This is a genomic window from Gilliamella sp. wkB112, assembly GCF_001690685.1.
GTDB lineage: Bacteria > Pseudomonadota > Gammaproteobacteria > Enterobacterales > Orbaceae > Gilliamella > Gilliamella apicola_J.
In genome coordinates this window covers 157,392-175,448 of sequence record NZ_LZGL01000013.1, presented here as the reverse complement: position 1 = coordinate 175,448, position 18,057 = coordinate 157,392, and the positions used below count along the sequence as shown (strand labels likewise).

Sequence of the window (18,057 nt, the reverse complement as noted above, 5' to 3'; positions counted from 1 at the left end):
ATAGCACTCCTGAAACATTTTTACAAACCTGTTATTATTATTTAAGCAATATAACTGATAAATTTCGCCTTAATTTCCCACTATTGGAATTAATCGCTATAATGCAGGCAATTTTATTGTAAAGTGGATTATTCATGAAAACGTTATTTGCCAGTACCTCTCGTGGACTTGAGGAGTTACTTAAAAAAGAGTTAGAGGAAATAGGTGCAGTCAATGGTAAAATTGTTCAAGGTGGAGTTTATTTTGATGCTGACGAAACCACATTATACCAATCATTATTATGGTCGCGTTTAGCTTCACGCATTTTATTGCCAATAGTTGAATTTGACATCTATAGTGATTTAGATCTTTATTCGTGTGCTTTTAACGTCAAATGGTCGGATATTTTTGCTGTCGATAATTCCTTTGTCATTAACTTTGTTGGCGTCAATGATTTTATTCGCAATAGCCAATATGGCGCACTTAAAATTAAAGATGCCATTGTGGATCACTTTTCACGCACAGTTAATCAACGCCCAAATGTGGCTAAACAAGATCCTGATATCCGTATTCATGCTTATTTAAATAAAAATCATGTAACACTTTCATTAGATTTAAGTGGTGATAGTCTGCACCAACGAGGTTATCGTCAACAAACGGGGGCCGCGCCATTAAAAGAAAATCTTGCGTCGGCAATTATTATGCGTTCAGGTTGGCAAGTTACAGAGCCGCTGCTTGATCCTATGTGTGGTTCTGGTACTTTGCTGATTGAAGCCGCGATGATTGCTTGCAAAATTCCACCGGGATTACAACGTAAGCAGTGGGGATTTTTTGCGTGGAAAGGCTTTAACCCTTCCCTTTGGAATGAATTACTGTTTGAAGCCAAACATAATGTGGTTAAATCTGATGCCCCATTTATCGGTTATGACAATAATGTACAGGTACTTGAGCGTGCCAAACAAAATGCTACTCAAGCTGGCGTGGGTGATTTAATCACTTTTAAGCTGCAAGATGTGACCCAATTAACTAATCCATTACCCATTGAAACGTCAGGAATAATTATCAGTAATCCGCCTTATGGTGAACGATTAGAAAGTGAACCGGCACTTATTGCACTGCATACAGCACTTGGCCAACAAATTAAACATAACTTTGCCGGTTGGCGCTTATCACTGTTTAGCGGTGCGCCACAATTGTTAGATTGTTTACAAATGCGTGCAGAACGACAATTTAAGGCCAAAAATGGACCTTTAGATTGTGTGCAAAAAAATTATGTGATTGCCAAACGCGATACTAATCAGCAAATAGTAACGCCAAGCCTACCGGCGGCTGATTTTGCTAACCGATTACGCAAAAATAAGCAAAAATATGAAAAATGGGCTAACCAAGAACAGTTAGAATGTTATCGGCTTTATGATGCTGATCTACCTGAATACAATGTGGCAATCGATCGTTATAAAGATAAAGTGGTGGTGCAAGAATATGTTGCGCCTAAAAATATCGATCCCCAAAAAACCCGTCAACGATTATTCGATATAATCAATGCCACTATGTCAGTATTAGCACTCACTGCCGATCAGTTAATTCTAAAAACCCGCGAAAAGCAGAAAGGTAAACAACAATATCAAAAACTGGCACAAAAACAGGATTACTTTTTAGTCCACGAATATACCATTAACCAGCGTAAAACGCAGTTCTGGGTTAATGTGACTGATTATCTTGATACTGGCTTATTTTTAGATCATCGTCTAGCGCGTAAAATGATTGGTGAAATGAGTGCCGGAAAAGACTTTTTAAATCTGTTTGCCTATACCGGTAGTGCGACTGTTTATGCTGGCCTTGGCGGAGCAAAATCAACCACGACCGTCGATATGTCACGAACATACTTAGAATGGGCCGATCGCAATTTAAAACAAAATGGTTTAACTGGCAACAAACACCGTTTGATTCAAGCTGATTGCTTACTCTATCTGGCTCAAAGTGATGTACAATTCGATTTAATCTTTATCGATCCGCCGACATTTTCCAATTCCAAACGGATGCAAGACACCTTTGACGTACAGCGCGATCATTTAAAATTAATGGCTGATTTAAAACGGTTATTAAGACCGAATGGCGTTATTGTGTTTTCCAACAATAAACGTGGTTTTAAAATGGATGACACTGGCATGCACAATCTTGGGTTGTCATATCAAGATATCACCAGCAAAACCCTGTCCCTTGATTTTAAACGTAACAAGCAAATTCACTGCTGTTTTATCATCAAACATTTATAAAACTCGAAATCAGCATAGAAATACCGCCTATACAGCGGTGAACTTAAACAGCCTGATACCGAAAAAGATGCTATGTTTCTAAACCGCCTATACGGCGGTGAACTTCGATATAGTGAATCTAAATCAAGCTGCTGTTTTCTAAACCGCCTATACGGCGGTGAACACATTAAACGAATTTAAGAAAATTTTGACTGATTTCTAAACCGCCTATACGGCGGTGAACATAATGCGAATCGGCTAACCTCTGAAAAAGGATTTCTAAACCGCCTATACGGCGGTGAACCTAGATTCGTATATACTATAAACGTTGTTTGGCAAAAGGCAAACAGAGATTTTTGATTGGCAAACCCTTTTTTTAACACTATCAATAATTAATTGATTTTATTAGACTTTAAAACCAAGCATAAAAAAGGGTTAAGATGACCGTGTTTGGTTTACAACAAATCACGGTCTTGGCATTGGAATCTAGCGTACGACTAAAACTGAGGTTTTAGCACCACGCACTACTCCTGCAGCATTTGAGCCTAAAAGATGGGTTGAAATATTCGGACGACGCGAACCGATAATAATGAGATCTGGTTCAATCTCGTTGGCTATAGTAAGAATTTCATCGCGTGGATTACCAAAGGCAATAGCAAAGGATAATTTTTCACGCGGTAAGTTAACTGAATCAACGAGTTTATGTAGCCATTGTTCAGTTTGTACCGTAGCTTGATCTTTAAATTCATCAAATCCAAATGAATAAGCATTAACAATGGCAGAAGCAACTGGTAACGTATGGAAAAAAACCACTTCTGCATTCGACAATTTGGCCAGACATTCTAAGTGGGGAATAACTTTTTTAGTTAACTCTTCTTCTAAAATATCGACAGGAACTAAAATCTTCTTATACATAATGACCCCCTAGTTAAATTGAAACCCTACCTTTTGGATAAACCAAAAAAGCAATAACTATTACTATCATACGGATTTTTGTGCAATTATCTAATGCTTTTTCTATATAAATAAATTAAACCACTGCTTTTGCTGATAAAAGTTACAATATAGGAATTATTGCAACATAAGATCCTTTTGATTATCATTGGATTATCAATCCTTATCGTTTTCTGAGCTAAAATTGCAAGTTAGCATGGAGCCAAAAGATGCAAAAAATCGTTTATCGTAGTGATCATAAACCTAGTTTAAGCCAAGCCATCAGTTTGTATAGCAACTGTAGTTTAGGCGCACGCCGTCCGATTACTGACAGCAAACGTTTTCAAGCTATGTTAGATAATGCTAACTTAATGATTACCGCTTGGGATGATCAGCAACTTATTGGCATTGCCCGTTGTTTGACTGACTTTGTGTATATCACTTATTTAGCTGATTTGGCGGTGGATGAGCGTTACCAACATCAAGGTATTGGTAAACAGTTAATTAGAGAGATTCAAAAACACACCGCAAGCAATTGTAAAATAACCTTATTAGCTGCACCGCAAGCGGTCGATTATTACCCACTTCTTGGTTTTCAAGCACATCCTTCTGCTTGGACTTTAAATGAGTTATTACAATGAAAATTATTTTAGCTTCAACATCACTATCACGTAAAAAAATACTGCACAAATTAGCCATTCCATTCGAATGCGTTGCTCCCGTTTGTGATGAAACCCCTTTATCTGGTGAAAGTGCCGAACAATTGGTGCTACGTCTATCTAAAATAAAAGCACAATCATTAGTTGAATGTTACCCAAATAGTTTGATTATTGGCTCAGATCAAGTGGGCGTGTTGGACGATAAAATCGTAGGTAAACCGCATACTGTTGCCAATGCTCGCAAACAGTTACAAAACAGTAGTGGTAAGGCTTTTTATTTCTATACTGGCATGACGGTAATTAATACCAATACAACACAATCCGTTACTCTGTGTGAACCCTTTAAAGTAACCTTTCGGCAGCTAACCGATGCTGAAATTGATGCTTACATCGCGAAAGAACAGCCCTTACAGTGTGCCGGTAGTTTTAAATGTGATGAGTTAGGTATTACTTTATTTGACAAACTAGAAGGCGATGACATTAACTCACTGGTGGGTTTGCCATTGCTAAAACTGAATAAAATCATGATACAAATGGGCTGTAATCCTCTACTGATGTAGATAGTGGCACGTTCTGCTTAAGTTAACAGTTTGCCTGCTGACATTTTCAGCACTTTTTGGCTATAACTAGCAACATCGTTGTCATGCGTTACAATCAGTAAGGCAGTGCCTTGCTGGTTGATCTCGGTTAACAGTTGCATAATTTCTGCTGAACTTTCATCATCGAGATCGCTAGTTGGTTCATCAGCAATAATAAGTTGCGGTTTACAAATGAGCGCCCGTAAAATGGCAACACGGCGCATTTCACCACCTGACATATTAGCTGGGAAAGCCTCTTGCAAATAACTTATGTTGGCTTTTTCTAATAAACTTTGGGCATAACTCAAGCAAGTTTGCGGTTCACGTTTAGTCAAATAAAAGGGTAAGCGAATATTATCAATAGCATTTAAGTTAGGTAATAAACTGCTGCCTTGTGGAATATAACCAATATGTTGATTACGAAATGCCGAAACTTGTTGATCATTAAGTTCAAACAAGTTGGTATCATTAATAATAATTTTACCTTGGGTTGGTGTAAGCAATCCGGCAATCATATTAAGTAAGGTGGTTTTACCACTGCCTGACTTACCCATTATGCAAACAAAATCATCACTTGCCAGGGTAAAACTAACATTATTGACCGCAGCAAAAGTTTGTTGACCTCGAGTATAGTCTTTGCGTAAATTTTTTATGTCCAGTAACATTATTCACCTTCTCTAAGTGTGCTATAAGTATCAAATTTGGTCATCGATAGCGCCGAATAGATACTTGAAAGTGGGCCAATAACTAGAGTAAGTACAAAGACCACAACCGCATAAAATATAGCATCAAATAATGAAATATTGACGCACGGTAAGCCAATTGATTGGCAAATTAGCAAACTAAAGGCATACAGCAAGATTGCCGCAATTAAGATCCCAGCTATACCACCTAAGGCGCTAATAATCAGTGATTCACGCAATAACATTTTAACTAAAGTAAGTCGTGAGGCACCAAGTATGCGTAGTAAGCTAATTTCGCGTTTGCGTTCATTAAGCATGGAAGAGAAAATAATAAAGATCACAATAATGGCCAACACCCAAAAAATGGCCGACAAGCTATAGACAATGGTTGAAAAACTATTTAACCATTTAGAGATATTGCTTATCATGCCTTTAGTCATAACAAAGTCTATATTATAGTCCATAGCATATTTAGGCATTATTTGATTAACAATATCTTTAGGTTGATAGTCAGTATTTACTTTAATAAACACCGAAGAAACATAATTGGCGAAGTGATCAACATCACCTTCAACCAATTTAGCCTCTTGCATTAAGGTTCTTGCCGCTTGTAAGGTCATAAAAACAGAGGTATCGAAACCCATTCCGGTGCTATCCATTTTAGCGGCAATTTTAAATGAATGGTTGAAGAACTTAATTTCATCACCCACTTGCGATGAGATTTTAGCACCTACTACCACTTCATTATCGGTAAGTGGCGTTGACAGTTGCGATTGTAACCATGGCTTAATCACAAAATCGCTGTGCTGATCAAAGCCAATTAATTGAACTTTAGTACTGCAACAGCCAGCATTTAATGAAGCAATAAATAGTTGCGGAGAAATAGCATCAATGCCTTGAATATCTTTGATTTTATCAATTAAGTCAACTTTAAGGTAAAAACTACTTGGCTCTCCACGCAATAATGCAACTTCGAGATTTTTTTCATAACCGTGGGGAACAATAAGAATATCAGCACCCAAACGATCTGCCATGCCGGAAATCCCTAAACTCAAATTCTTCATCAATACGCTACCACCAAATAAGGTGGCCGAAAATAGCATGATGATAATAATCAAACAACAACTACGGAATGGGCGACGCTGCACATTTCGCCAAGCTAAGTTTGCAATAGTGATAGTTTTTTCCTGCATTTTTAAACCTTGTTACCTACTATCTAAAATTAAGTTTTTTAGAGGCTTTGTTCAAATAAAGGGTATTAATAATTGCCACCACCAATAATAAAGCCGATAACAAAATTAATGCTGGTTTAGTACCCATATTACATAGCATCATAGCTCCCGGGCAAACACCAATTAAAATAGTTGGAATGGCTGTGGTAAAAAATGAAATACAAGCAAGCGCCATGCTTAATCCCATGCGTACAAACACCGTACGTGAAAATAATATCAATAACCCAATAGCTATCACTACAATACCAATACCGACTTCGGCTCTGGCTGTCCAAAAACATTTCATAATGGTACCAGAGGGACTATGTGCCATTTCATGATTCATCATATTGTTGGCCATATCAGTCGGCATAGAAGCAACTTCTGGCGGTGGGCAGACTGGCACTATATACAAAGGCACTAAAATCAGTAACGCCCCGATAATAATAAAAAGTAATGATGAAATTAGACGATTTTTCATAAATTTAAAGCCCTCGTATTGGTTAATTGGTTATAAATTGAGCTACTTTACCATGTTCTAAGACGACGGTATTTTGGGCATGCCTAGAAACTTCTGGTGAGTGAGTCACCACAATAATAGTACTACCTTCTTCATGAAGTTGATGCAATAAATTCATGACCATTTCTTCATTAGTTTCATCTAAATTACCGGTTGGCTCATCCGCGAGGATTAACTTAGGATAATTTATCAGAGCTCTGGCAATACATACACGTTGCTGTTCACCACCAGAAAGCTGGCGCGGTAAATGTTTGGCTCGCGCAGCTAAACCAACTCGCTCCAATGCTTGCATCGCCTCTTTTTCATCCACCATACTGTGATAGTATTGCGCGACCATTACGTTTTCTAAAGCTGTTAAATAAGAAACCAGATGAAACTGTTGGAAAATTAAGCCAATTTTATCGCGACGGATTTCTGTTAGTTCTGATAAAGAAAGTTGGGTGATATCTTGCCCATCAAGGATGACCGATCCTAATGATGGTTTATCCATACAACCAATGATATTCATTAAGGTACTTTTACCACTTCCCGATGGTCCCATAATGGACAACCATTTACCTTCTTCAACAGTTAAATTCACTTCAGAAAGTGCATGCAGAGAACCATAAATTTTAGAGACATTTTTTACTTCAAGTATATTCATTTGTCATATCCTATTCACCGCGCAAGACTAACGCTGGTTCTACTTCAACCGCCCGTTTGACTGGAATTAAACAAGCAATAACTGTTACTATAGCTGAAACAACAATCGTAATTGGGATTAAATAAAATTCAATACTAATTGAACGGCCAAAAACATTGGTACTAATCACTTGCGCAAATACTATTCCACAAAAAGCACCAACAGTCCCACCAATAATGCCTAACACTAATCCTTCAGCTAAAAACTCTTTAGCAATACTTTTATTATTTGCGCCGATAGCTTTTTTAAGACCAATTTCTTTACGACGTTCCATAACTACCGTCATCATGGTAGTAGCGACACAAATCATTGTTAACACTAGTACCACCAAAGTAACTAAATAGAGCAGTGATGATAGCTTGCCTAATACCGATGTTTCAGATTGGGTAACCCATTTAATCAAATGCGGTTCAATAGTGGTCAATTGGTTACTGATTGTGTCAATATATTGTTTTAATTCTGCTTCTGAGGCTGTAATACTCACTTCCACTACTTCGGCTTGATCCTTTTCTTCCAGTAATTGTTCTAAATCATGCAGGTTAATAAAAATAAAGTTATCTTCTGCACGACCGGTTTTGACAATCCCAGTGATGGTCATCTCTTCTTCAAAGCGTGAATCTTGTTTAGATTTACCTGAAATGGTCACTTTACTACCAATATTTAACATCGCAAAACTAGCAATATCAGTACCGATCATAATTTCATGAGGATTTTGTGGCAGTGAACCATCAATTTGCCAGAATGGACTGGTTTTAATTACCTGATTAAAATCGGTACCCACAATGGTGTATGGGTGCTGATTACTACGAATAGTATCATAACGAAATGGTGTAACCCCTAACACTTTATCGCGCGGTAATAGACTAACCGCCTTTTGTACTTCTGCCATATCCATAGTTGGTTGATTATTAGTTGGCATAAATAACAGATTGGCGCCGTAAGAACGGAATTCCTGCCCCATTTGCCGCGGAATATCATAACAAAGCGTAACCATACCAAGTAATACTGTGGCACCAATGGCTACACCAAGTAAGGCTACAGCGATACGCGAACGCCGGCGGATCAGTGAACTAAGTACCGTTTTAATAATAAATCGTTGATTTTTATTTATGATCATATTTGCCTTCCCTGTTAGCGACCATGCAACACTTCAGTAGGGCGTAAAAACATCATCATCCGTAGTGCTGGCAAACTTCCTAACAGCGTAATTGTAACTACCATAATAATTACCAATGGAATAATTACCATTTTGGGTTGGATAAATGAACCAAATACTGTATGCCCAATAATCTGAGCAAAACCCAAACCAAGGAAATAACCAAAAATTCCTCCCACAAAGGCGATCACTAATATTTCAGTTAATATTAATAATGCGACGGAGGTATTGGTTGCCCCTAACGCTTTTAATAAACCAATTTCGGTACTACGTTCAATAACATTAGCGGTAACTAAATTCGAAATGGCCAACGCCGAACAGATTAGCGAAAGAATAGTTAATAACAACATTAACAATTGCGTTTTTTGTAAGATAGAACCCTCTGATTCAGCCACTTGCATAATCGCTTTTACATGTACATCTGGCATAAGTTCTTCTAACTGATAAGCAATCGAACTAATGTAAGCAGTACAATACCATGTGTCCCACTCGGTTCTGGATAAACTATTTGGATCTTGAGCCGCTTTACGCGCTAAGTCATTTTCAGGCGTGGTTAAGGCACTGACTTCAACCCTTTCCACCAACCCTGGTTTATCTGCTAATTGCTGTGCTACTGGCAAAGCAACAAATAATTGTAAGTCTTCAGCGCCACCACTATGAAAAATATTATTTACCTTTAAGGTGATAGGACTATGAGTTTGTGGTGAAGTTAAGGTAATACTGTCGCCCAACTGTAAATGCCACTGTTTAGCAACTGTCTCACCGACCATTACACCTTGTAAATTGTCATCGGTCATGGTATTGCCCTCAATGGTCCACCATGACTTCATCGCCAACATACCGGTATCCACTTCATCACCAGTTGGAATGTTTAAATGTTTATTAAACCAAGTACCTACTACCGTAATTGGTTTGTCATTAAAAGTGGCTTGAGTAGTAAGATAAGGCGCAAAATCCACAATATTGTATGCCCAGAATATCATCTTAATTTTGACCAGATCATCTTCTTTAATAAACTGCATCGCTTGTTGTTTGTCATTATTATCCAGCTGATACATTTCATTTACCAAAGCAGTACCTTTGGGCACAATGTTTAAATTCGCCCCGTAGGCTTTTAACTCTTGATTAACCTTGTCACCTACATCAAACATGACATTTAACATGGCTGTAGCTAATGACACCCCTAACGCGACCGTAACAGCAATTAAAAATAGCTTCTTTTTTTGCCGTATTAACACGCTTAGTAACATTCTACGAAACATAATATCTCACTTTGATTACATGATTATTTGAAACGATTTTTTTCAGCTTCAAGATGAGCAGGCCTGATCACCATATTGCCGTCAATAATTTCAAATTTAAGCGGTACCGGATTGCAACCACCAGGAAAGCCGATAGTGGCAATATTCATCACGACATCACACAAAATACAAACTACTTGATTACCCCGTTGATAATAACCTGTAGCACCACAGATATCGCAAGCATCAAGACCAACACCATAAGCATTTTCGCTCTTTTTAATAATAATAAACCGAACTACTGTGCCATCTGATGCTTCAAAGCCATAACGGTGTAAATTACCATCATTAATCTTCTCTAACGGGATCACAATTAAGCCATCAGCATTGGGCGTAATCGGTTCTGCAGGAGTAAGCTCCACTCCTTTTTCAAATATATAGCGTGCGCGCGTTACCGTATAAGCAGTAATTGCCACACCAGCTAAAACCATTAATGATGCCCTTCTATCACTACGTAATTGTGCTTTCATTTTACGGATTTGGGCAGGATTACTACCGACTAATGAGGTAGTTTTCGATTTAATATATAAGACTATTGCCAAAAACAGCACAATCACCATAAAAATAAAGATGAAGAAGTTAACATGCCCAAGCACAAAAATAACTAAATCCATCATCCACGCTTGTGGTGAAATAAATCGCCTGACAATTAAAATCTGCAGAATATTAATGGCATTTTCAATAGTGAAAATAGCCAATGAAAGTGTAGCGATACAACAAACAAACTTATCGGATAAGCGCGCACAGATCCAATAAATAAACAGACCGATCAATAAGATGACCACTAATGCAAATAAATAACCCACCCATTTAAACAGGAAGTCATTATTAAAAATTGAGTCCATACCCACCGCAAATTCGAATGGATACAGCATTAAATTCGGTAAACACTGAGCAACTACCAAGCCAAAACTGACGGTAGCCAATAAAATAAACACTGCCTTCCAAAAGGTATTAGGAAAAGTTTTTAGCATCCAAATGCTAATTAATAAAGGAATGGCAATAATTGTCCAAGGGATGATCACTCCAAGGTCATAAAATTCACGCACCGCAAAACCAGTATTGCGTTTTAAAATTGCATAAACTAGTGCTGCTATAAAGCCTAATATCAAACCCGTTAGTGCTATTTTTTTGTTATTCGATGCACTTAACTTGCTAATTACTGCACCTAATAATGCAACAATAATAATAGGTATAAAAGTATTGTCAGTAATTTTGATAAGATATTGAAGCATAATGATTGACCAGTTGTTGCAATATATTATTGGCGAGTTAATCCTCGCCAATATTTATAATTTAAGATTTTAAATCTTATGATTACCAAGCACGTGGAACATAATTAAAGTCCCAAGAAACAGTAATTGGTTTAGTCCAGAAACGACCTTCTACGCCTGTTTCTTTATCAACATGCAATAAATAGCCTTGTTTTTCTGGGTTTTCAATGGTAAAGGTAACTTTATATTTACCGGCACCATCAAGCTTAATATTGTTACCATAGTGAGGACCATCAGATGCATTCATTGGCATGAAGTTACCTTCGATGGCTTTCTTACTACCTTCTTTTAGAATATGATATTTAACTGTTAAATAAGGTACGAACTCACCAACACCATAACCTAAATTATTGCCGTCAGCAGCTGAAATATCTGCTTCAATATGCATATCTGATTTTGATGCAGGTAAACCGCCCATGCCAGCTGGTTCCATATCAACAGGTTGGAAGTAAACCGCACCAATGTGTAATGGACCTACAGTTACTTCATCACCAATCGGGAATTCTTCAAAACCTTTTTCTTCCCCAGGTGCCGGAGCAGGAGCAGCATAAGCAAATGAAGATAATGCTAATATTGATGAAATCCCTGCTGTTAATACTAATTTTTTCATTGAAAACTCCTTTACTTTTTTAGTTAACTATTTAAGACTTTTTTATAATTACTACTTTTTTACTAGTAAATTAGTTTTTAGATGTTAACTGTAAAAAATCAGGCAACATCTTAACTAAATTTAAACTATTTTTTAACTACTTTTTTTACCATGTTTTACTTTTAAATACACCACCGAAATTACCACAATTAGCACCATAAACAATTGCGGAATTAAAGTTTCAACTGTTGGGTAAATACCTAAAATATCAACTGAATGTACAAAATCAACTGGGGTAACCGGAATAATATCTGCTTCTTGTAACTCTTTAACACCACCACCAGCAAAGGCAATCGCCATAATATACATTAATGCACTGGTACCAATAAAGAATGGTTTAATTGGTAATTTCATAGTACCAAAACGGATCAGAATAAAAATTATCGCCAATACCACACAGCCTATACCTAAGCCATACCACACCATATCCATATGCTCTTTAGCCTCAGCCAGCATTGCTTGATAGAATAAGATGGTTTCAGCACCTTCACGGAACACGGCTAAAAAGGCAGCAAAACCTAAAGCAAAACTACTTCCTGATGACACTGCGCTTTGCACTTTGCCTTCGACATAGTTTTTCCATGCCTCAGCCTCGGCTTTGGAAAACATCCAGTTACTAACAAAAAACAGTACCACAGTGGCAAGCAACATTGCCCCACCTTCCAACATTTCTTGATTAGCGCCACTGATATCGAAAAGAGTATGTAGTGCAATCGCCATTAAAACACTAGCAAATATTGCCACTAAGGAACTCAAATAAACCATTTTTACCATTGGCATATTGCCTGAACGCACTAAGTATGCCGAAATTGCCGCAATAACTAAAATAGCTTCTAAACCTTCCCGGAAAATAATGATGAATGAAGCTAATAACACACTCCAACCACTTTCCTTTTTACCATCTAATTCGTTAGCATCTTCATGCAGCATTTTTAAAATAGTATCGATTTCAGCACGAACTACTTTATTTGGTGCGCCTTGAGTCATTAGGCGTTTTATTTTGGCAAATTGGTATTCGGTATCTGTACCACGTTTACCCGAAATATAGGACATTACTGCCCGTTCAACACCATGTTTTTCATAAAAACCAAAATAAGCATAATTAACTTTTTCTTTTGCTTTATCACTGTCTTTCATGAAGTAGATATCATAGGATTCATTTAAGATCGCATCCATTTCATCAATTACTGAATTCCAGCTGTCGTATTTTTTTGTCTCTGCATAGCTAGATGAGGTAAATGCCATTAAACTGGCAATTAACAAAAATGCTATAGTTAAAAATCGTTTCACAACTTTACCTCTCACTTACCTAGTAAAATTAAGCCAATTGGCTGACTGTTTTCAGGTAATTTCAGCTCTTGGGCGATTATTTCAGGTTTAATTGAATGGATATACCTAACACTTAATTTTGAAGCTGCGGCAACCAGATAAATATTTTGACTCATGGCACCAACTGCTATTTGGCTAAAATTATTCGCTTGATCTGGAGGAAGATCGGCTAATGCCTTAGTATCGGGAACAAAGATTAATGAATAAGCAGCGCGTTTAGTAAACGCCTGCATAGCAATATCACCACGAATATCTTTATCGCTGATTTCACGTAAATAATGGCCTTCCCATTCATAAATATAGACACCCTTTTCACCAGCCACATAAATACGGACATAAGGTGACCTGCCGTTAGCCATTGGAATAGTCCAACCCGTTTTACCGCGATTTAGTCCACTAGCAGCCCATAGTACATTGGAAAGCTCATCATCAGAAATTTTACCAACAGGAAAGCCTCCACCAGGTGTGGATGCGCGTTTTTTCAAACTTTCGAATAAACTCATTCCATCTTTAGTTTGCGGTGTCGGTAACGAAATATCGGCATAACAAAAAGAAATTGCAAAAAGTGAAACAAAACAAATAACAACTAATTTCCGTATAATGCACAGCATAGTTTACCTCTGACATTTTTGTAAGAATGAGCTTATCTTATTGCTAATGATCGCAATTATCAATATCAAATAATAATAATTATCATTTGTTGCGCAATAAGGAAGCAGAGCTATTTCTATTCCTCAGAAATTTAATCAATATAAATAGTTTGTTAGCTAATAAATCAATGTTAACTTTTTTTAGATGATGGACATAATTAATTTTTAATGGTTATAATCTATCCAAATTTACCCGAAACAATATTTTCACATGATGAATATTATTCGACTGACTGTTTTGTTAATTATTTTTCCTTTTTCACTCTTTGCTTCTGCATCTTATGTGGATAGTTGTCTATTAACAGGAACGTTATTAGAGGATCCTGTTATCATGATTAAATCAATGAATCGTGTCGATAATAATGGGGAGATTATGGCTAATTCAGCATATGAAGTGAGTGATTTTGAATTGAAAATTTGGATTACTGACACAAAAATAGCAGGACGAGCAGACAGTGGTTGTCAATTGCCCGACAATAAACCATATGAGCTATTAATTACCTTAGCCAACGCTTATGACTTAACTGAAGCGAAAAAAGGTGACCAGATTAAATTATTACATATTATTAAAAATACCAGCCATACGCCAACCACTGAAAAATATATTTTACAAAAATAGGCTTCCTGTAAAATGCGTTGCTTGAAGCAAATCAACACCCTGGCGTACAATACCCTAAATTCTTTTACTGGTTTATTATGCAACTTCATTTAGTCGTCAATACTTTTGGTGCAGATCTACAACGCCGTTATGGCGAAAAAATTTATAAACTGACCTTACATGGTGGTTTTAGTTGCCCCAATCGTGATGGCACCATTGGTGTGGGTGGTTGCACATTTTGTAATGTTGCGTCTATTATAGATGAGTCCATACAAGTTAAATCGATTGCAGATCAGCTGACTTCGCAATCCCAGCAAATGAAAAAATCTAAACGTTATCTTGCCTACTTTCAAGCTTATACCAGTACCTATGCCGAAGTTGAAATCCTTAAAAATATGTATGAAGAGGCATTAAACAGTGCCGATATAGTCGGACTATGTGTTGGCACGCGTCCGGATTGTGTACCCAATGAAGCCCTTGATCTATTAGCATCTTATCAAGAAAAAGGGTATGAAGTGTGGCTAGAACTCGGTTTACAAACTGCACTTGATAAAACATTGCATGCGATTAACCGCGGACACACCTTTATTGATTATCAGCAAACGGTACAAAAAGCTCGTCAGCTGGGGATTAAAGTTTGCACACATTTAATTATTGGTCTGCCGAAAGAATCCAAGCAAGATAATCTGTTTACATTAGAACAAGTATTAAATTGTGGTGTGGATGGTTTAAAACTGCATCCGTTGCATATTGTCGAAGGTAGCATTATGGCCAAAGCGTGGCGTGCTGGCCGTCTTGATGTATTGTCATTAGATGAGTATGTGGATATTGCGGGTGATATTATTCGCCAAACCCCCGCCAATATTTTATATCATCGCATTTCGGCCAATGCCAGAAAACCGACCTTATTAGCGCCTGATTGGTGTGAAAACCATTGGCAATCCATGAATGCAGTCGATCACAACTTACGCCAATTTGGTGTACAAGGTAGCGCCATCGGCGATAATTATTGTTTTAAAGCATAGGAGAATTTAATGGATAATATTCAGATAGTTAAACACGCACTAAGTGATTTACTGACATCGGATCTTGATATTAATGAATTAATCGTAAAATATTTTTCAACTGATTATCAACAAACCGTAGATGGTAAAACCCTAGGCTTTAATGAGTTTGTTGCTCATATGCAATTATTACGTAGTGTGGTCAAACAATTTGCTGTCACCATAGATGCAATAAGTCAATCAGGGGATCAGGTTCACAGCCATCATTTTGTTAAAGTCACAAAAACAGACAATAGTGTCAGCGAATTTGAGGTTTTTGCTTTATTTAAAATCGCTAATCAAAAAATCGTCACTTGCAATGAGTTAACGCGCCAATTACAGGGTAATAGTGAAGACAAAGATCTTGGCGCCAGACATTGATTATGGCCAAATATAATTAAGGTTATAAACAATTATCTTAATAATTATAGACAATTTATTAATTACCAATAATTAAAACAGCATTATAACGGCATAGACTCCGCAACAGTTTTTACACCATTGCTGTTATCTGATCTACAAACATTTATTGATGGTGAGCGTTCACTTGGTTCACTCCTAAAATCAAACTTTGCGCAACAATAACGACTAAGTATATAATATCCCTTTATTACTTGAGGCAATCTGCATGCAACTGGCTTTTTGTATTTATAAATATTTTCCTTTTGGTGGTTTGCAACGCGATTTTTTGCAAATTGCTAATGCTTGCCATGCTCATGGTCATAAGATTCGCGTTTATGTGATGAATTGGCAAGGCACCAAGCCTTCGCAAATGGATATTATTTTAGTGCCGAAAAAAGGACTATCTAATCATAGTCGAAATGAATTCTATTACCATTGGGTTAAAGCTCACTTACAAGCTAATCCGGTTGACTGCGTAGTGGGTTTTAACAAAATGCCAGAATTGGATGTGTATTTTGCTGGTGATACTTGTTTTGCCGAAAAAGTCTCACATAAGAGTTTTTTATATAAATTAACCAAACGTTGCAAGCACTATTTAGCCTTTGAAGATGCGGTATTTAATCCACAACATCACACGCAAATTATGGTATTAACTAAGCAACAAATTTCTGATTTTGAACACTTTTATCACACTCCAAAAAATCGATTTAATCTATTGCCACCAGGTATTGCAATGGATCGCAAATTTAATCCGGAATCATTAATTAAACGCCAACAATTCAGGCAAGCGAATCAAATCAAAGCGGACGCTTTTGTTATGCTGCAAATCGGTTCCGACTTTAAACGTAAAGGGGTTGATCGCTCATTAACTGCCATTGCCGCTTTACCAAGCGAATTAAAGCAGAAAGTCATTTATCTGGTCGTGGGGCAAGATAAACCCGAAACTTATCAAAAACTAGCTAAACAGCTCGGCATTGCTCATCAAGTGCGTTTTTATTCTGGTCGCAATGATATCCCTGATTTTTTATTTGCTGCTGATTTATTATTACATCCCGCCCGACAAGAAGCTGCAGGCATGGTATTAATTGAAGGATTAGTAGCGGGAGTACCGGTGATTGTGTCGGGAATTTCCGGATATGCTTATCATATTGATGATGCTAAAGCGGGTATAGTATTAACTGAACCTTATTCGCAATCAGAGTTAAATCAAGTACTACAAAATGCTATGACCAATAGCGAACAGTATCAAATTTGGCATGAAAATGCCATTCACTATGGCAATAGTGCCGATTTATACCATTTAGCTGATCGTGCAGCTGACATTATTTTAGGTTGTCGTCCTTATGAATGAAATAGAACTTAAATCACCTTTTGACCAACTATGGCAAAATAAAGATCCTTTTTCTGAGGTTGAACTAATATCCGGTGACGTCTATCGTGAGGTAAAACAGCGCAAAACCTTAAATTTCCACCTTGAAGGCGAATCTTATTTTATTAAGATCCATCGCGGCACTACCATCAAAGAGATCGTTAAAAATCTGATTTCATTGCGCCTGCCGGTGTTAGATGCGAAACAAGAGTGGCAAGCGATTCATCGCCTAGAACAAGCTGGTATTAATACTATGGATGGGCGCGCATTCGGTCGTAAAGGGTTGAATCCACTGACTCGACATTCCTTTATTATTACCAAAGATCTAAATCCGACTATTAGTTTAGAAGATTTTACTAAACCATGGTTAACCAATCCTCCTAGTTATCACCTGAAACGTTCACTGATTGTCTATCTTGCTAAAATGACCGCTAACATGCATGGCGCTGGAGTAAACCACCGTGATTGTTATCTGTGTCACTTCTTATTGGATATTCCTCTGTTTGAAAACAAGCAACAGATAAAACTATCAGTTATTGATTTACATCGCGCGCAAACGCGTGCTAAAGTGCCAACACGTTGGCGTGATAAAGACTTAATTGGTCTGTATTTTTCATCAACTAAAATAGGATTAACTAATCGCGATATTTGGTTATTCTTAAAAAACTATTTCAATAAGCCATTAAAAGACATTTTGCGTGACGAACATAAATTAATCAGCAGCACGCAACAAAAAGCGGAGCGAATTGCGCAACGGACTCAAAAGTATCAGCTTTAACCATAAGG

The 18,057-nt window shown here is 37.2% G+C and carries 19 protein-coding genes; 8 read left to right on the top strand and 11 right to left on the bottom strand.

The annotated features are described in order from the left end of the window. Positions 1-134: 134 nt before the first annotated feature. Positions 135-2,255 carry a bifunctional 23S rRNA (guanine(2069)-N(7))-methyltransferase RlmK/23S rRNA (guanine(2445)-N(2))-methyltransferase RlmL gene (gene rlmKL / locus A9G12_RS05680; protein ID WP_065564893.1) on the top strand — a complete coding sequence of 707 codons (2,121 nt, stop codon included), beginning with the start codon at positions 135-137 and terminating at the stop codon, positions 2,253-2,255. Positions 2,256-2,720: 465 nt separating this feature from the next. Here rlmKL and A9G12_RS05675 read toward each other — a convergent pair whose 3' ends face one another. Further along, positions 2,721-3,149 carry a universal stress protein gene (locus A9G12_RS05675; protein ID WP_065564892.1) on the bottom strand — a complete coding sequence of 143 codons (429 nt, stop codon included), beginning with the start codon at positions 3,147-3,149 and terminating at the stop codon, positions 2,721-2,723. Positions 3,150-3,397: 248 nt separating this feature from the next. Here A9G12_RS05675 and A9G12_RS05670 point away from each other — a divergent pair, with 248 nt between their 5' ends. Both A9G12_RS05670 and A9G12_RS05665 read left to right on the top strand, forming a co-directional pair. Continuing rightward, positions 3,398-3,808 carry a GNAT family N-acetyltransferase gene (locus tag A9G12_RS05670; protein ID WP_065564891.1) on the top strand — a complete coding sequence of 137 codons (411 nt, stop codon included), beginning with the start codon at positions 3,398-3,400 and terminating at the stop codon, positions 3,806-3,808. Beyond that, positions 3,805-4,386, top strand: a complete 582-nt coding sequence (locus tag A9G12_RS05665) for a Maf family protein (protein WP_065564890.1) — start codon at positions 3,805-3,807, stop codon at positions 4,384-4,386. Before A9G12_RS05670 ends, A9G12_RS05665 begins: the two co-directional genes overlap by 4 nt. 17 nt (positions 4,387-4,403) lie before the next feature. Here A9G12_RS05665 and A9G12_RS05660 read toward each other — a convergent pair whose 3' ends face one another. The 10 genes from A9G12_RS05660 to A9G12_RS05615 form a co-directional block, all read right to left on the bottom strand. Further along, positions 4,404-5,069, bottom strand: a complete 666-nt coding sequence (locus A9G12_RS05660; protein WP_065564889.1) for an ABC transporter ATP-binding protein — start codon at positions 5,067-5,069, stop codon at positions 4,404-4,406. Further along, entirely contained in the window at positions 5,069-6,280 is a 1,212-nt protein-coding gene (locus A9G12_RS05655; protein ID WP_065564888.1) for an ABC transporter permease, read from the bottom strand. Before A9G12_RS05655 ends, A9G12_RS05660 begins: the two co-directional genes overlap by 1 nt. 19 nt (positions 6,281-6,299) lie before the next feature. After that, on the bottom strand, positions 6,300-6,779 hold the full coding sequence (locus tag A9G12_RS05650) for a DUF4418 family protein (protein ID WP_065564887.1): 480 nt from the start codon (positions 6,777-6,779) through the stop codon (positions 6,300-6,302). 22 nt (positions 6,780-6,801) lie between these two features. Further along, positions 6,802-7,461, bottom strand: coding sequence for an ABC transporter ATP-binding protein (locus A9G12_RS05645; protein WP_065564886.1), 660 nt, complete (start codon positions 7,459-7,461; stop codon positions 6,802-6,804). Between the two features lie 10 nt (positions 7,462-7,471). Then, on the bottom strand, positions 7,472-8,617 hold the full coding sequence (locus A9G12_RS05640) for an ABC transporter permease (RefSeq protein WP_065564885.1): 1,146 nt from the start codon (positions 8,615-8,617) through the stop codon (positions 7,472-7,474). Between the two features lie 14 nt (positions 8,618-8,631). Then, positions 8,632-9,918, bottom strand: coding sequence for an ABC transporter permease (locus A9G12_RS05635; RefSeq protein WP_065564884.1), 1,287 nt, complete (start codon positions 9,916-9,918; stop codon positions 8,632-8,634). A gap of 23 nt (positions 9,919-9,941) precedes the next feature. Further along, positions 9,942-11,192 (bottom strand): Fe-S-containing protein, encoded by a 1,251-nt coding sequence (locus A9G12_RS05630; RefSeq protein ID WP_065564883.1) that lies wholly within the window; start codon positions 11,190-11,192, stop codon positions 9,942-9,944. An 82-nt stretch (positions 11,193-11,274) separates the two neighbouring features. Further along, positions 11,275-11,841 (bottom strand): iron transporter, encoded by a 567-nt coding sequence (locus A9G12_RS05625; RefSeq protein ID WP_065564882.1) that lies wholly within the window; start codon positions 11,839-11,841, stop codon positions 11,275-11,277. Between the two features lie 132 nt (positions 11,842-11,973). Beyond that, positions 11,974-13,170 (bottom strand): FTR1 family iron permease, encoded by a 1,197-nt coding sequence (locus tag A9G12_RS05620; RefSeq protein ID WP_218056583.1) that lies wholly within the window; start codon positions 13,168-13,170, stop codon positions 11,974-11,976. Positions 13,171-13,181: 11 nt separating this feature from the next. Beyond that, positions 13,182-13,820 (bottom strand): nitroreductase family protein, encoded by a 639-nt coding sequence (locus A9G12_RS05615; RefSeq protein WP_065564881.1) that lies wholly within the window; start codon positions 13,818-13,820, stop codon positions 13,182-13,184. A 250-nt stretch (positions 13,821-14,070) separates the two neighbouring features. On the opposite strand from A9G12_RS05615, the gene A9G12_RS05610 reads away from it, so the two are divergent. The 5 genes from A9G12_RS05610 (at position 14,071) to rfaP (ending at position 18,049) form a co-directional block, all read left to right on the top strand. Next, positions 14,071-14,478: a hypothetical protein gene (locus A9G12_RS05610; RefSeq protein ID WP_141674110.1), complete on the top strand. Its 408-nt coding sequence runs from the start codon at positions 14,071-14,073 to the stop codon at positions 14,476-14,478. 77 nt (positions 14,479-14,555) lie between these two features. Next, on the top strand, positions 14,556-15,482 hold the full coding sequence (locus tag A9G12_RS05605; RefSeq protein ID WP_065565011.1) for a TIGR01212 family radical SAM protein: 927 nt from the start codon (positions 14,556-14,558) through the stop codon (positions 15,480-15,482). A gap of 9 nt (positions 15,483-15,491) precedes the next feature. Continuing rightward, entirely contained in the window at positions 15,492-15,881 is a 390-nt protein-coding gene (locus A9G12_RS05600; protein WP_065564879.1) for a nuclear transport factor 2 family protein, read from the top strand. A gap of 247 nt (positions 15,882-16,128) precedes the next feature. Then, complete coding sequence (locus A9G12_RS05595; protein WP_065564878.1) at positions 16,129-17,253, top strand: glycosyltransferase family 4 protein; 1,125 nt, start codon at positions 16,129-16,131, stop codon at positions 17,251-17,253. After that, complete coding sequence (gene rfaP / locus A9G12_RS05590; RefSeq protein ID WP_065564877.1) at positions 17,246-18,049, top strand: lipopolysaccharide core heptose(I) kinase RfaP; 804 nt, start codon at positions 17,246-17,248, stop codon at positions 18,047-18,049. Before A9G12_RS05595 ends, rfaP begins: the two co-directional genes overlap by 8 nt. Positions 18,050-18,057: the final 8 nt, after the last annotated feature.

Excerpts from the sequence above, each read along its gene's own strand:
- rlmKL (WP_065564893.1), top strand. The coding sequence starts at position 135 with ATGAAAACGTTATTTGCCAGTACCTCTCGTGGACTTGAGGAGTTACTT.
- A9G12_RS05675 (WP_065564892.1), bottom strand. The coding sequence starts at position 3,149 with ATGTATAAGAAGATTTTAGTTCCTGTCGATATTTTAGAAGAAGAGTTA.
- A9G12_RS05670 (WP_065564891.1), top strand. The coding sequence starts at position 3,398 with ATGCAAAAAATCGTTTATCGTAGTGATCATAAACCTAGTTTAAGCCAA.
- A9G12_RS05665 (WP_065564890.1), top strand. The coding sequence starts at position 3,805 with ATGAAAATTATTTTAGCTTCAACATCACTATCACGTAAAAAAATACTG.
- A9G12_RS05660 (WP_065564889.1), bottom strand. The coding sequence starts at position 5,069 with ATGTTACTGGACATAAAAAATTTACGCAAAGACTATACTCGAGGTCAA.
- A9G12_RS05655 (WP_065564888.1), bottom strand. The coding sequence starts at position 6,280 with ATGCAGGAAAAAACTATCACTATTGCAAACTTAGCTTGGCGAAATGTG.
- A9G12_RS05650 (WP_065564887.1), bottom strand. The coding sequence starts at position 6,779 with ATGAAAAATCGTCTAATTTCATCATTACTTTTTATTATTATCGGGGCG.
- A9G12_RS05645 (WP_065564886.1), bottom strand. The coding sequence starts at position 7,461 with ATGAATATACTTGAAGTAAAAAATGTCTCTAAAATTTATGGTTCTCTG.
- A9G12_RS05640 (WP_065564885.1), bottom strand. The coding sequence starts at position 8,617 with ATGATCATAAATAAAAATCAACGATTTATTATTAAAACGGTACTTAGT.
- A9G12_RS05635 (WP_065564884.1), bottom strand. The coding sequence starts at position 9,918 with ATGTTTCGTAGAATGTTACTAAGCGTGTTAATACGGCAAAAAAAGAAG.
- A9G12_RS05630 (WP_065564883.1), bottom strand. The coding sequence starts at position 11,192 with ATGCTTCAATATCTTATCAAAATTACTGACAATACTTTTATACCTATT.
- A9G12_RS05625 (WP_065564882.1), bottom strand. The coding sequence starts at position 11,841 with ATGAAAAAATTAGTATTAACAGCAGGGATTTCATCAATATTAGCATTA.
- A9G12_RS05615 (WP_065564881.1), bottom strand. The coding sequence starts at position 13,820 with ATGCTGTGCATTATACGGAAATTAGTTGTTATTTGTTTTGTTTCACTT.
- A9G12_RS05610 (WP_141674110.1), top strand. The coding sequence starts at position 14,071 with ATGATGAATATTATTCGACTGACTGTTTTGTTAATTATTTTTCCTTTT.
- A9G12_RS05605 (WP_065565011.1), top strand. The coding sequence starts at position 14,556 with ATGCAACTTCATTTAGTCGTCAATACTTTTGGTGCAGATCTACAACGC.
- A9G12_RS05600 (WP_065564879.1), top strand. The coding sequence starts at position 15,492 with ATGGATAATATTCAGATAGTTAAACACGCACTAAGTGATTTACTGACA.
- A9G12_RS05595 (WP_065564878.1), top strand. The coding sequence starts at position 16,129 with ATGCAACTGGCTTTTTGTATTTATAAATATTTTCCTTTTGGTGGTTTG.
- rfaP (WP_065564877.1), top strand. The coding sequence starts at position 17,246 with ATGAATGAAATAGAACTTAAATCACCTTTTGACCAACTATGGCAAAAT.